This is a genomic window from Mycoplasma aquilae ATCC BAA-1896 (assembly GCF_048074525.1).
GTDB classification, from domain to species: Bacteria; Bacillota_I; Bacilli_A; order Mycoplasmatales; family Metamycoplasmataceae; genus Mycoplasmopsis; species Mycoplasmopsis aquilae.
Map to the genome: position 1 here is coordinate 314,268 of NZ_CP182208.1, position 14,470 is coordinate 328,737.

Annotated in this window: 15 protein-coding genes and 1 other RNA gene; 8 read left to right on the plus strand and 8 right to left on the minus strand. The window is 29.0% G+C overall.

The features are described 5' to 3' along the window. Positions 1–42 precede the first annotated feature (42 nt). The 5 genes from ACM0IS_RS01465 to ACM0IS_RS01485 form a co-directional block, all read right to left on the minus strand. The gene (locus ACM0IS_RS01465; protein ID WP_416756515.1) at positions 43–1,419 is read right to left on the minus strand and encodes a M17 family metallopeptidase; all 1,377 of its coding nucleotides are present in this window, start codon (positions 1,417–1,419) and stop codon (positions 43–45) included. Between the two features lie 82 nt (positions 1,420–1,501). Next, on the minus strand, positions 1,502–2,170 hold the full coding sequence (locus tag ACM0IS_RS01470) for a PQ-loop domain-containing transporter (protein ID WP_416756517.1): 669 nt from the start codon (positions 2,168–2,170) through the stop codon (positions 1,502–1,504). Beyond that, entirely contained in the window at positions 2,170–3,546 is a 1,377-nt protein-coding gene (locus ACM0IS_RS01475) for a M17 family metallopeptidase (RefSeq protein ID WP_416756519.1), read from the minus strand. The genes ACM0IS_RS01470 and ACM0IS_RS01475 overlap by 1 nt, the downstream gene beginning before the upstream one ends. Further along, positions 3,533–3,919 carry an IMPACT family protein gene (locus tag ACM0IS_RS01480; RefSeq protein ID WP_416756520.1) on the minus strand — a complete coding sequence of 129 codons (387 nt, stop codon included), beginning with the start codon at positions 3,917–3,919 and terminating at the stop codon, positions 3,533–3,535. Before ACM0IS_RS01480 ends, ACM0IS_RS01475 begins: the two co-directional genes overlap by 14 nt. A gap of 108 nt (positions 3,920–4,027) precedes the next feature. Continuing rightward, complete coding sequence (locus ACM0IS_RS01485) at positions 4,028–4,867, minus strand: MAGa3780 family membrane protein (RefSeq protein ID WP_416756522.1); 840 nt, start codon at positions 4,865–4,867, stop codon at positions 4,028–4,030. Positions 4,868–5,004: 137 nt separating this feature from the next. Here ACM0IS_RS01485 and ACM0IS_RS01490 point away from each other — a divergent pair, with 137 nt between their 5' ends. From ACM0IS_RS01490 to ACM0IS_RS01515, 6 genes are all read left to right on the plus strand, one after another. Next, entirely contained in the window at positions 5,005–5,763 is a 759-nt protein-coding gene (locus ACM0IS_RS01490) for a hypothetical protein (RefSeq protein WP_416756523.1), read from the plus strand. Between the two features lie 42 nt (positions 5,764–5,805). Then, positions 5,806–6,093, plus strand: an RNA gene (gene rnpB, locus ACM0IS_RS01495) — RNase P RNA component class B. A gap of 86 nt (positions 6,094–6,179) precedes the next feature. After that, positions 6,180–7,952 carry a hypothetical protein gene (locus ACM0IS_RS01500; RefSeq protein WP_416756524.1) on the plus strand — a complete coding sequence of 591 codons (1,773 nt, stop codon included), beginning with the start codon at positions 6,180–6,182 and terminating at the stop codon, positions 7,950–7,952. 52 nt (positions 7,953–8,004) lie between these two features. Continuing rightward, positions 8,005–9,750 carry a GIY-YIG nuclease family protein gene (locus tag ACM0IS_RS01505; RefSeq protein ID WP_416756526.1) on the plus strand — a complete coding sequence of 582 codons (1,746 nt, stop codon included), beginning with the start codon at positions 8,005–8,007 and terminating at the stop codon, positions 9,748–9,750. A 152-nt stretch (positions 9,751–9,902) separates the two neighbouring features. Beyond that, positions 9,903–10,037: a hypothetical protein gene (locus ACM0IS_RS01510; protein WP_416754873.1), complete on the plus strand. Its 135-nt coding sequence runs from the start codon at positions 9,903–9,905 to the stop codon at positions 10,035–10,037. Positions 10,038–10,172: 135 nt separating this feature from the next. Further along, entirely contained in the window at positions 10,173–11,060 is an 888-nt protein-coding gene (locus ACM0IS_RS01515; RefSeq protein ID WP_416756527.1) for a nicotinamide mononucleotide transporter, read from the plus strand. Positions 11,061–11,115: 55 nt separating this feature from the next. Here the strand turns inward: ACM0IS_RS01515 and ACM0IS_RS01520 are convergent, their stop codons facing one another. After that, positions 11,116–12,297 (minus strand): IS256 family transposase, encoded by a 1,182-nt coding sequence (locus ACM0IS_RS01520; protein ID WP_416756529.1) that lies wholly within the window; start codon positions 12,295–12,297, stop codon positions 11,116–11,118. Between the two features lie 127 nt (positions 12,298–12,424). Here ACM0IS_RS01520 and ACM0IS_RS01525 point away from each other — a divergent pair, with 127 nt between their 5' ends. Continuing rightward, entirely contained in the window at positions 12,425–12,820 is a 396-nt protein-coding gene (locus tag ACM0IS_RS01525) for a hypothetical protein (protein ID WP_416756530.1), read from the plus strand. A 147-nt stretch (positions 12,821–12,967) separates the two neighbouring features. On the opposite strand, the gene rpmE is transcribed toward ACM0IS_RS01525, so the two are convergent. Together rpmE and rpsD are read right to left on the minus strand one after the other, a co-directional pair. Next, entirely contained in the window at positions 12,968–13,180 is a 213-nt protein-coding gene (gene rpmE / locus ACM0IS_RS01530; RefSeq protein WP_416756532.1) for a 50S ribosomal protein L31, read from the minus strand. Positions 13,181–13,204: 24 nt separating this feature from the next. Next, positions 13,205–13,804, minus strand: coding sequence for a 30S ribosomal protein S4 (gene rpsD, locus ACM0IS_RS01535; RefSeq protein WP_416754878.1), 600 nt, complete (start codon positions 13,802–13,804; stop codon positions 13,205–13,207). Positions 13,805–14,066: 262 nt separating this feature from the next. Between rpsD and ACM0IS_RS01540 the strand changes: the two genes are divergently transcribed. After that, the gene (locus ACM0IS_RS01540) at positions 14,067–14,459 is read left to right on the plus strand and encodes a hypothetical protein (protein ID WP_416756534.1); all 393 of its coding nucleotides are present in this window, start codon (positions 14,067–14,069) and stop codon (positions 14,457–14,459) included. Positions 14,460–14,470 lie beyond the last annotated feature (11 nt).

Here is a 14,470-nt window from a genome sequence, read left to right on the forward strand (position 1 = left end):
GCATATTTGCAACAACAAAATTTGCTATCTTAAAATTAATAATTATTTATTGTTTAAAGCTAATTGTGTTAATGTTTTAACCATTACACCTGTTGGACGTGAAGCAATATCAGCTGTTCCAGCAACATCTAAGTGAATGTATTCAACATCTTCTGTGAATTCTTTTAAGAACATAGCAGCTGATGATGATCCACCACCAATTCCGCTTAAATCTGTGTTCTTTAAGTCAGCAACAACTGAGTTTCTAATTTCTTTAGCAAAAGCTTCATCTAATGGCATTCTTCATACAAGTTCGTTTGATTCTTTAGCAGCTGTAGAAAGCTCTTCTCAAGCTTTTTCGCTTGTAGCTCAAACTCCTGTATATGTTTGTCCTAAAGCAACTAAGATTGCACCTGTTAATGTAGCAACGTCAACTAATCTTGTTGCTCCTAATTTTCTAACACCATATGTTAAACCATCAGCCATTACTAAACGACCTTCAGCATCTGTGTTGTTGATTTCAACAGTTTTACCATTCATACTTGTTCATACTGAATCAGGTAATGAAGCATCTCCGTTAACTCTGTTATCTGTAATACACATTACAGCAGCTACGTTTGCTTTTGGTTTTAATTGTGCAATAGCTTTTAAAGCTGAGGCAACAAATACTGAACCTGACATGTCATATTTCATTCCAAGCATGTTTCTTCCGGTTTTGATGTTGTATCCACCAGAGTCAAATGTAATTCCTTTACCAACATAAACTGTTTTTTCTTTTGAATCAGGATTTCCGTTGTATTCAATTACAACTACACGTGGTTCATAAACGCTTCCACGGTTAACTGAAAGTAATAATCCCATTTTGTTTTCTTCAATAGCTTTTTTGTCTAATACTGTAACTTTTAAGTTATCGTATTTAGCTAAATCAGCAACAACTTGGTCTGCTAATCATTCTGAGTTACAGATGTTTGGAGGTGTAACTTGTAAGTTTCTTGCAAAATTAACAGCTTCTGATAAGATAACAGCTTTATCTAATTCTGCTTTGTATTCAGCTTCATTTGCATTTGAAAGTAATGAAACAGCAAATTTTTCATCTTTTTTGCTTGTTTTAGCTGAGTAAATGTCAGCGTTTACATAGTTATAAGCTTCAACAAATGCTTTAACAACTAAAGCTAATGTTAAGTTTCCTTTAACAAAGCTTGCTAAATCAATTTGATATTCTCTAGCTTGTGAAGCAAAGAATCCTTTAGCAAAGGCATATAATGATTCATATTTGAATTTATCACCTTCACCTAAATATACTAAAGCTTCGTTTTTATCAAAGTAATCTGTAACAACATTGTTTTTTTCAACAAGTGTTTTATCGTATGAATCACCTTTGAAAACAGCTTTTAATAACATTGCATTATTTCTTGTTTTGTCAACGTTTTTAATAAACATAATTTTCTCCTTCTAATTTGTATTTAACTAAGTAGTTATATTTTACCCTTTTTAATTAAAGTGGTAGTTATTTATTTTTTATTTAAACTTGATCCTTCTTAATGTATCTATGTTTTATTATTAAAGCAATTTGGATAGCATTAATTGAAAAGAAGAATACTTGGGCACAGACACCAATGATATTGGCTGCTGATGCTTCAGTATTAGTATTAATAGATCATCAAACAAGTCAGCAAGTACATAATACTTGGCTAATTGAAAACATTGGTAGAGAAAGATTTTTAACATCTTTAGTCTTAAATGTTTCGATAATTTGTGGCATAACTGCAAAAGCGATTAAGAATGGTGCTAAGAATGAGAAGAATGCCTCGAAAATAGGTGAATCAGTATGCACAAAGCTAAACACAAGAGCAATAATTATGTAGAATGGACATCACATTCCTAGGTTTAAACTAAATTGAGTTCAGTGATTTAATTTTAATTTACCTATTGTGACTATATTTTTGCTAAAAGCAAAGTAAATGCTCATTAGTAACACATTAGCAAAATAAACAGCCCCACCTGAAATAATAATTGCTAAGTATTCAGGATTATTTCATCCCATAATTGAGTAGCATAATGATCCAGTTTGCGAAACCATAATACTAAAAACAGAAAAGCCATCAACATGTTTAGTTCTTATTAATTTGTAACTTCCAAATAATACTGGTAAGCAAGCAAAGAAGCCTAAAATAATACTAAATATGGTCATTATTTTTGACTTAATAAAGCATATTCGACTAAAGTAGCCACTAAGCAACCTTGTGGTTCACCTTGAACGTCAGCTGTTCCAGCAACGTCACAGTGAATAAAGTCGATATCTTTAGTAAATTCTTTTAAAAACATAGCAGCTTGTGAAGAATCTACACGAACTGTTTGTGATCATGATGCTAAATCAGCAACTTTTGATCCTTTATTTCCTTTATTGTAATCTTCATGAAGAGGCATTCTTCATACTTTTTCTTGAGCATTTGCTGCAGCTTGAGCAAATAGGCTATATTTATCATCGTTAGTTGATCAAATACCTGAATATGTATTTCCAAGTGCAACTAGAATTGAACCAGTTAAAGTAGCAACATCAATAATTGTTGAAGGTTTAATTCTATCTGCTGCATAGAAAATTCCATCAGCAAGTACTAAACGTCCTTCAGCATCAGTATCAACTACTTCAACTCATTTTCCACTCATTGATTGGTAAACATTTTCTGGCAATGAAGCATCTGCATTAATTCTATTGTCAGTAATGCACATAATTGCTGAAGCATTAACTTTAGCTTTCATTTGTGCAAGCGCTTTAACTGCATAAGCTGCAATTACAGAACCTGACATATCGTATTTCATACCTTCCATGTGATATCCTTTAGTGTTAACACCTCCAGTGTCAAATGTAATACCTTTACCAACAATAGCCACGTGGTCTTTTTTATTCATTTTGTTACCTTTGTATGTAACAATAACTACACGAGCTTCATGAGTACTTCCTTTGTTAACTGAAAGAAGTAATCCCATGTTTAATTCTTCAATTTCCTTTTTAGTTAACACTTGAACTTCTAAGTTGGCAATTCCGCTAAAATCAGAAGCAATAGCAGCAGCTAGTTGTTCTGAATTTAAGAAGTTTTCTGGCATGATTTGTAAGTTTCTTGTGTCATTTACTGCTTTAGCAATGATTTCAAGTTTCTTAATTTCTTCACCATATTCAGCTTGAGATCTGTTTAAGAATAAAGAAAGTGTATTAGTTTCTTTTTCTTCTTTTTCAATTGTTTTCTTAAATAGTTTAGCTGATCCAAACGCAACTTTAGAATAAATTCCTCTTAAAGTAGCATCGTAAGAAATTTTCCCTTCTAGTACAAAGCTTTCAACATCAATATCATATGAATAGTTAATGCTTTCTGGTAATTGTTTAAAGAAAGCTAATAATTCATCTAATGTTTGGTGTTTAGCATCAAAATATACATAAGATTCATTTGCTTGTAAATTATTTGTAATTCTTCCTTGTTTTTTAGCAACTCATTGGGGGAAATTTTGCCCTTCAAAAGCAGCTTTTAAGCGTAGGTTTGACCCTGGCTTATCATAATTAATTTTTAACATTTTCTTTCCTTTCTTCAAGATATTTATTAATTGTCATTGAAGCACATTCACGATATGCACGAATTAAGCCTCCAGCTCCAAGTTTTATCCCGCCAAAATACCGAACTACTACGACTAGTACATTAGATATTCCTTTTAAAGTTATTAGATCATAAATAGGTCTACCTGCAGTATTTTTAGGTTCACCATCATCGCTAAATCCAGCTGATTCAGCTCCATTTTGATTAATTAAATAAGCATGGCAAACATGGCGAGCTTTCTTGTGTTCTTTTCTTAATTGAGCAATAATATCTTTAACTTCATCCTTTGATGATAAAGGTATTAAATAACCGATAAATGTGGACTTTTTAACAATTAATTCTTCTGTAATCATAATTTAGTTTAATTATAAAGCATTATTTAATATATATCGTGAAAAGTGCAAGAAAAATCTAGCTAACTTTTGTTTGTTAACTAGATTTTTACCCCTATGTTCTAGGGATTATTGTATATTTCATGATTCAGTTACTTTATCATAAGGGATTTTTAAGGCGTATTTTCAAGCAAATCCAATTCCAGGTGTAAGTAAGAATCCTACAATGAAAATAACTAAGTTTAAAAGCACTATAATTGCAACACTATTCCCTTTATAGAAAAGAGGATGTTTGAAGTTTAAGAAATCATAGACAACTAGAGCTAATTGTTTATAAAGATCTGGGCCTGGGTTTTTAACTTCTAAAGCATCTAGTACAGGTTGCCCTAAGAAAAATAAGAATAGAGCAAAGAATCAATAAGCCACTAGCACAGTGCTAGAAAGCCAAATTGTGCTCTTAGTAACTTGAATATTTTTGCGATTTAAGATCACAAAAATAAAGCAAATTAAAGGATTTAGAAAGTGCACAATTGTACTATTAATGAATCTTTGAGCTTGGAAGTGCTTTATGCTAACTGGAAAAATTAATGTTCAAAAGACAACAAATGTAATTGTGATATAGGTGTTAACTAAAAATAAAGCTCTTTGTGCAATTCAACTTTTTGGGTAAATGGCAAAAAGTATTAGTCCAATTCCGATTGCTAGGTTGCTGATTCAAGTAAATGTTCCAGTAATTGCTCAAAAACTTGGTAACACTGCCGGAACAGCTTTTTCTGCTACTAGTTTAGCTTTTTCTTCAGGGCTAAATTTATCAATTATACTAACAATATCATTTGCTGTAATCGCTCATCTTCATAAAGTTGCAATAAAGATTAAAATCAAAATAGCAATTCCGGCAAATAATGTTGCTTTTCTTAGTTTAGTTCACTGGTGAAATGTTGATTTTTTTATTTCAATTGTTTTCTGCATGAGAAAATTATATCCAATTATTTTAAAATTAGGACATTTGTTACTTACAAGGCTTAATAATTAAATTATGTAGTTCATTAATGAATTTTTTCTATAATTAAATAGATATGATTATTACGTTAATATATATTTTGCATATGATTTTTAAGCCTAGAACAATGGCACAAGTAATACAAAGACAAGATACAAATATTGATTATTACATTTCGAGAAAAATCAAAATTCAAGACTTTTTCTTTCAAGATATTTTAGCTTACTGGACTAAGTTTAACAAGACTTTAAAATACTTAATAACCTATAGCATAGTCTTATTTGTTCCAAGCTTTATTTTAGCAATTTGCTTTATTGCTATTGATAAGCAAACTAGTACATTATTTTTTATCGGCATAGCGCTTTTACTGGTAGCAGGATTGTCATTCCTATCAACAATTTATGCTTTGATCTATATTAGACAGAGCAATTCTTTTATAAATATCTTCCAAGAATGACAAATGGCAAATAGTAAGTTTGCAGATGAAAACTTAATTGAAAATATGTTGCAACCGGATGCACTTGAAAAATATCATCAAGTCTCAGTTTGCTCAGGTAGACACAAATTTATTGTTGTGTCTGACAAAAATCTGGGCAAAATTCAAGATGAAAAGCAACCAGTTAATATCTCTATTGTTAATAAAGTTTGATTTAAAAGTACTAAGCCAACAAAAATCAAAGATAAGAAAATACATGCATATAGCTTAATGGTACTGGCTAATGCACATAATTTATACATTGATGGATATAAAGCTAATATTAATATGCTGGCTTATGATTATTTAAAATTTGTCTTAAATAAAGATGTTAAACTATCTTCTAAGCAAGCAAATAATCATTTAGAAATTCCTGATATGGACTTTTAAGAAAATTCTTAATTTCTCTTAGATTAATGGTATTATATATAAGCATACAGCTGACAGCTGCAGAAATGTAGAGGAAAGTCCGTGCTAGCACCATCTGCGATGATGGTAGTGATTGCGCTTGGCCCAATAAGCCCTGGATACAAGCAATTGTAGACGACTAGTGCCACAGAGACGAGAGAAATGAAACGGGTAAACTCCGCAAGCTAGAAACTCAAATTTTGGTAGAGGAACTCAAGCTAAGAAATGAATGAAGCTTGGGAATATCGTAAGATATTAGATAAATTGTCAGCACCGTACAATTTTGTGCGGAACAGAACACGGCTTATGATGCAAAACACTCAATTTTTTTGAGTGTTTTTTAATTATTTTTTCTGGATTGTATTAAAATAATGCATATTTAAAGAAAAAGGATATTTATGAAAGAAAAAACCCCTCTTCAGAAGATCAAAATTGCACTACTTGCAATTGGCAGTTTTATAATTGCTTTAGTTGTAATTTTACTTTCTGCATTTAAATTTTCTCACCCATTTAAGCCTGCGTTTTATAACTATAAGTCTTATATGTCAAAAACTAATATTGACAAAATTCAAAAAGACTTTACTTATAAAACTTTTGATGAAATCAATGAATTCACCAATGCTTTAGTTAACAATAAAGCTATTGCTGGAATTGGAAGTGACTTCCAAGCAATTGATTTAATTAAAAAAGGCCACATTAAGAAAATTGATTTCAAAAAATTATTCAAAAGTGTAGATCACGCTAACTTTGATGAAGCACTGCTTAATAAATTAGGTGATACAGAGTTTTTAGCTAATGTGCTAAAAGAGATTTATTCACCAATTGTCTTTAATCATCTTGCTTCTTATGATGATGAATTAACTACTGACATTCATGGTAAGAAACTAGCTAATCCAGTCCACTTATGAGAATACTTTATTCCTTATTATGCTCAAGATGGAATGATTGCTTACAATAAGTCTAAAGCTATCAATGGCAAAGAAATTAATCCTGAAAACTTACAGGCCAATGCAACAGCCTTAAGTAATCAATATCAAACCACTATTGAGCCATATTCATTATTAAACGAACTTAATTTAATTTCTAAAAGTGGTTATGGAAACTACATTATTACTGATGCAATTCGTACCAATATGTTATATGCTTCAGGTTATGACTTTCAAAATAATAAATTAACCTTACAACCTTTTACTGGGACTTCTACAGAACAAAATTATAAGAACCAAATTGTACAATTTGGAAATGTTATTCAAGCAGCTACTTCATATCCAGTAAGTAATTCACGTTACATTACTCTTGATGGAGATGGGCAAAATATTGTGGCTAGATTACTTGATCCAAGTAATAAACAAACTGACAGTGGGATTGTTTATAATGGTGATATGCTAGATATGTATTATTCAGACAATAATTATGATACAGTACCAAATGGTACTGTTGAAGGCTTAAAAATAGGTCAAAATGTCTTATTAGTTGATGGAATTGTGGTTAGAAATGATATTGATTCTAACTATGAAAGTAAGCTATATAAAACATTGAATGAAAGTGTGCTGCAAAATATAACCTGACGTTTTTCAAAAGCTAATAATACTTTTGATTTAAATCAAGCTTATAAAAAATACAGTTTAAAAATTTATCAAGATTACTTAGATTCAGTGCTTAAGCCTATATTTAAGGATATTGCCAAATATGCTTCAATTGAAAAAAGATTAATTGATTTATATAATCAGACTTTAGATGATATTAGTAAACTTAGCTTATATGATCAATTTGTTACTGATGAATTACTAAGTGATAATTTAATTAAGCAAAACTTTATCTTATATTCAGATAAATTATTTAAAACTAAAGATACTAGTCACCTTAAAGAGTTAATTGTTAACTTAATTAACCATGTGGATTTAGCAAATGAACAATTTGCTCCAGTGGTAGCTGATAAGTATGCTAACTTAAATAACTTTGACTTTATCAACTATACACCAACTGCTTACTTAGACTACTTATTTATCAAGCGTAATTACTTTATTCAAGATAATCAAGTAGATCAAAAAGCGCTAGCAATATATGAAATTGAAGATAAAAATGGAATTCAACACTTCTCAATCAAAGGTGTTTCTGAAGAATTACTATCACAAATTAGTACCTTTTACTTTACACAATACAAAGGTTAGAAATTTGCTCACAGCTGTGAGCTTTTTTCTGCCTTAATGATAAAATTAAAATATGAATGCAGCTATATTAGAAAAACTCAAAGCTAAAGTGAAAAATGTGCCTAATACACCAGGAGTTTATTTATGGAAAGATCGCTTTGAGCAAGTAATTTATGTCGGGAAAGCTAAAGCTTTAAATAAGCGTCTAAATCAATACTTAAAGGGGACAATTAATTCATATAAGACTCCAAAAATGCTAGAGGAAATATTTGATTTCGAAATCTTCCTTTGTGGTAGTGAAAAAGATGCTTTAGCCCTAGAAACAAACTATATTAAGCAATATAAGCCAGCTTATAATATTGATTTAACTGATGACAAACGTTACCCATATTTAGCTTTACAAATTAAAAAGAATAATGAATTGGTAATCTCATCAGTCTATCGCTTTGATAAATATCAAAAAGATAGCTTTTACTTTGGTCCATTTCCAACCAATAGTAATTTCCGTGATTTATTAAATATCTTGGAACGTAATTTTACTTATGAAAATGGACTAAAAATCAAAGAGTTTACTTATACTAGCTCAAAAGCGAAGTTTGATCAAATTATTAATATCTTGAAATTTAGGGATAATAGCTTTATTGATAAGTTACAAGAAAAAATGCAAGCTGCTGCAAGTAATTATAACTATGAGCTAGCAATGGAATATCGAGACGCTATAAGTGTGCTAGAAAATATTAAAACTACTCAAATTGCTGAATTGCAAAACTATAATGATATTGATGTCTTTTCATTCGTTCCGCATGAGAATGTAGTAGCTGTGCAAAAAGTCTTTTATCGTTCTGGTATTCAAATTCAACATGCACATAGCTTTTATTGATCTGATATTTTACTGGAAGACTTTATTATCCAATACCTTGAAACATATTATAAAAACAATAAATTACCAGATAAAATACTTTTATCACACGTATATAGCGATATTGAGCTTAATAATCCTAAAATTAGCTCTCGAATTACTTTCCCAATGCAAGGTATATTGCAAAAAATATTATCATTAGCTAATGAAAATAATGAAGAAAACATTAAGTTAAACTATGATGAATGATATCGTAAGAATGCTAACTTATTAAATGCTTGAGCTGAGCTAGAAACTGTGCTTAATCAAGGTAATAAAATTTCATCTATTTTTATTTTTGATAACTCGCATTTTGGTCTAAGCGCTCCTGTAGGGGTAGTGACTTGTTGAGAGAATGCCTCTGCTATTGATGCAAAAAGCTCTAAATTTGATCACAGTGAGCAACTAGCCATCATGGATAAGAAATCTGATGTGCAACTAATGTATTTAACTGTGGCTAAATTTATAGTACAAAAACGTTTTATGCTGAATGATAGTACTATTTTTATAGTGGATGGAGCTATAATGCAAATTAATGAAGCTTTATATGCTCTCAAAGAACAGGATATTAATAACATTCAAGTCTATGGGCTAGTGAAAGATGATAATCACAGAACAAGAAATTTAATTAACTCTAAGAATGAAGTTTTAACAATTAGTAAGAATGCTTATAACTTACTTTCTAATATGCAATACAGCGTTGATCGTTATGCTAAAAATGTAATGAGCAGATCTTTTGGCTTAAAGGCCAGAAGTAATGATTTAACGAAGATTAAAGGCATAGGCCCTCAAAGTGAAAAAGCACTATTAAAACACTTTAAAACTTATCAAGCAATTAAAAATGCTTCACTTGAAGAATTGTCCAAAATTGTAGGGTTAAGTAAAGCTAAAATAATAGTTGAAGAATATAAGGCTAAATAGTCTTATGTTTTTTTATTCTGTTTTAAGCAGAATGTTAATTTCACAAAAAAATTCTTTTAGGCCTGTTTTGTAGTTGTTTTGGCATTTGTTTTTTTTTTTTTTTTGAAAAAATAATATTGAGAAATTATTTTTTTCTCAGAAAGGAGGTAAAAATGTTTAATAATGACCAAAAATCAAATCAAAAAAATTCAAATAATACAAATATGACACATAATAATAAAGACTACAAAAATGTTAATAATAATAGATCAAATCAATTAAATCCAAATAATAAGAAAACAAAATAATGAAAGGAATAAATATTGAAATTTAAGAATTACATAGAATACTTTTTTGTTTTTTGTTTATCACTTTCAGTATTTATTTTTTCAATATATGATTTAAATACAGATACTTTTATATGAAATAATATAGTAAATTCTATGCAGAGATTTTATATCAGCATGGTAATGGTGTCTGGATTAAGTGGCATATTTGCCACTTATTTATTCTATCGAAGAATTATTTATGCTTACCCTATAGCTATATTAAATGCTATTGCATATGGTATATTCGCATGATCATTAGATTTATTTATTGACGTTATTATTTACACTATAATTCTTCCTGCTATTTTTATTTACTTTTGAATTGTAACTTCCTTTAAATTTAAAATCAGATCATATAAACTAGAATTGAGATGAATTTTGATTCTTGTTATTGTTTTTATAATCATGTTTATAATATTTTATTTTTCTATTAAAGAAATAACAAAATTTTTACAAACTTCATTTAAAAAAGAGATTATAGAATTTGGCTCAAACTTTAAATACAAGAACGAAGACTATGTATTAGTTACTTTAACAAATATGATATTAATTATTGCGGTAGTAATGATGTTAAGAGGTTTTTCTGAGGTTTGGCTTGTATGACAGATAAAAAATATTTTATCTATAGTCTTTTATTCAGGAATTGCTCTTGTTAATTGAAGTGTGGTAATAATAAATATTTGTTATATGTGTTTATCAATCTATATTTTTATAAGGAGTTATCGAGTGGAAAAAGTATATATTGCAATTACGGGGCCGGGGTGTGTTGGTAAAAGTACTGTTTTAAATTCAAAAGAATTTTCTAAGCTTATTGAGGAAAATAAGTTTTACATGTTTCAAGAGCGTGACTATAAAAACAATGATAATGACTATATACTAGCATTAAAAGGAAAGAAATCATTTTGAGAGTCCCAAAAGTTCTTTTTTAAGACGCAACAAGATGACATAGAAAGAGCAGCACTAATAGATAGAAACATTGATACTGTCAATAATTTTGTGTAAATTCTGAAAAGATAAGTAACTTGTATAACTTTTATTTAAAAATTATACAAGAATATTAAATATTCTTAAATCCCATATGCCTGCGACTAGAATTTTTCGCATTATATGAATCTATAATCGTTATTAATATTTTCTCTGCTGAATTAACAGTAGAGAATTGTTTTTTACCTTTTAATTGCTTTTTGATATATGAGTTGAATGCTTCAATTAAATTTGTTGTATAAAGGGATTTTCTGATTTCATATGGAAATGCGTAAAATGAAAATAAATCATCTCCTATAGATAGTAGATTTCTAACAATTGATGGGTAGATATTTTTTCATTTATTTAGAAATTCATTGAACTTCTTAATAGCCATATCTTCATCGGTTTGATTATAAATTAATTTAATATCCTGGGTTATTTCTGTGATATGCGCTCTTTTAACTTTTGAATGTATATTACGTTGTATGTGTACTCAACATCTTTGATAATATGCTTCTGGAAAATGTCTGTGAATTACATCCTTAATCCCTGCTAGTCCATCAGTTATAAATATGTCTACTTTTTCAACACCGCGATTTTTAATATCTTCTAAAATATCTCCATAATTATTTGCACTTTCATTTGGATAAATCTCAAATGCGAGTATTTCTTTATAACCTTCAGCGCTTATTCCTAGGGCTATATGTACAGCTTCTTTCTGATATGAACCATCTCTTTTAACACTCAAATGTGTTGCATCTAGGTATATGACTTTGTACTCTTTTTTCAACCTTCTTTGTCTAAACTCTTCAATATTATGAATTAAGTTATTGGTGATATTTGTTATTGATTGTTTAGAAAATTCCTTTCCAAACATTTCGTTTACAATATCAATAATTTCGCTGTAATCTAAACCTTTTTTGAAAAGAATTTGAATCATTTCTGTTACTTGCTTTTGTGTTCTTTGATGTTTTTTAATAAGTTTATTTTCAAAGTCACCATTTCTATCGCGTGGTATTTGAATTTCAATTTCACCAATTTCTAATAGTAATTTTCTAGTGTAATAGCCATTTCTATAATTAGCATTGTCACTTCTTTCGTATTTTTCATATTGAAGAAATTCAGTTAGACCATCTTTTAATAATTCATTAATTATTTCTTGGATATCTGATTTATATTGATTCAGTAATAAAGACATAAGGTGATTGATATCGGTTGTTTCTTTATAAAATTTTTGCAATTGTTCTGAGTTTAATAGTTTAAAATTATTCATAGATAAGTTATTCCTTTCGACGTTATAAAAATTATAGGGTAACTTATCTTTTCTTTTGCCATTTTTAATAATTTATGAATTTACACAAAAATCTATATAGTATCGAAACATTATTTTTGATAGGCACATGCTTGATTCATTTATATATCCAGAAGTTCAAATTCAAAATGCTATGTATACAAAAGATGAAATTAAGCAGTGAAATAGCTTAAAAAGAAAAATGCTTATTTTTTTAAAGCAAAAGCCTAAGCTTGATTTACTTATTATTGTTACTAGTTCATCATTTGATAAAATAGAACAATATAGGTATCAAGCAGCAAGAACAGATAATCGTAGAAAACTCGAAAATACTTTAATGCCACTATATAAGCAATATTGAGAGCATTATAATACAGTTGAATTTAAAGAATTTCTAAATAGATATTGTAAAAATGTTATTTATATTAACAATGATGGTACTAAAGAAGAATTAACTACAAAAATAATTAAAACTATCGATGATTATTTAGCAAAAAATAAATAGAAATATTTAAACTATAAAAACATTTTTGGTTTATTTATTTATGCCCAATATTATATTTATTACAATGAATAACATTTCACTTAATTAGCAAATGTTATTCATTTTTTTATAAAAAAACAGTAGCCTAAGCTACTGCAGAATGCATTATTATTTAGCGTTCTTTTTTTCAAGTCTTCTGTTGAATCTGTCGATTCTTCCTGTTGCTTTAACTTGAGCTTTTGATCCAGTGTAAACAGGGTGACAATTTGAACAAACGTCTACTGTAAAGTTAGGTTTAACTGATTTGAAAGTAAATGATTTTTGACATGTTGAACAAGTAGCTTCAACTGTGTGGTATTGTGGGTGAATGTTTTGTCTCATAATAATTCTCCTTGTATTTAGTTATTATTTTGAGTAGAACTCAACAACTAAAGCATCCTTGATTTCTGGGTGTAATTCATTTCTTTCTGGTAAACGATCTAATTTAGCAGTAAAATCTTTTCTTGTTAATCATGAAGCAGCTTCACGAGCTTCCATAGCCTCTAAAATTTGTTTGTTTGTTCTTGATTTTTCTTTAAGAGTAATTTCTGATCCTACTGAGATAACCATTGAAGGGATGTTTGCTTTTTTACCATCAACAACAAAGTGGTTGTGGTTAACTAATTGACGTGCTTGTCTACGTGTTGTAGCATATCCTGCTCTGTAAACTAAGTTGTCTAAACGTGTTTCTAATAATTGAAGCATGTTTGTCCCTGTAATTCCTTTAGCTTTAACAGCTTTTTGGAATACTTTTTGTAATTGTTTTTCGTTAACTCCGTATAAGTGTTTTACTTTTTGTTTTTCGTATAAGTGTAATCCGTATTCAGATAATTTTACTCTTTTGTTTCCATGTTGCCCTGGAGCGTATGTTCTTTTCTTTCCTTTAGCAAATTCTTTTCCTGATTCAAGAATTGAAAATCCTAAACGACGTGATTTTTTAAATACAGGTCCTGTGTATCTTGACATATGATTTTCCTCTTTCTGCATAATGAGAGGGTTTATTTCTAATTGGATAAGTTTAACTTAATGTTTTCGGTTAAGCAGCTAACTTACTAACAAGAATAATTCGTTAAATTTATTTTCCAATCATAATAAACTGCTGTTTTTATGCTTATTTATTTTAACAGATTAGAATGTATATATAACTAATTAATTTAATTAATTAAGTGCTAGAATATAGGTATAAAAGATTTTATATAATAATTTCGATTTTAAGGAGAAATGAAAAATGAATAAAATTAACAAAATTAAGCAAGCTGAAATAGCAAATATTGTTACAGCAACTATATTTTTTATTTTGGCATTAGCTGCAGTTATCTTTTTTGCTGTACCATCTATAATGAATGCAACAAGTTCTGATAGCTTTATATTCACATTAGTTTTCTACGGTATCGGTACCTATGCTTGCTCAATTTTAGGAGCCATATGATTAATTAGTGAAATCGTAAATATAATACTGCACATTACACTTTTTAAGACCCTTGAGTCACAAGAAGACATAGCATTGAGAAATAATATGCTTATATGATTAGTTTTTACCCTAATTTTCTTATTTGGAATAGCAAATATTGTCTTAGCTGTAAAACAAAATAAGATCTTAAAAATGCACAAAGGGTGCTAATTGTAGCTTTA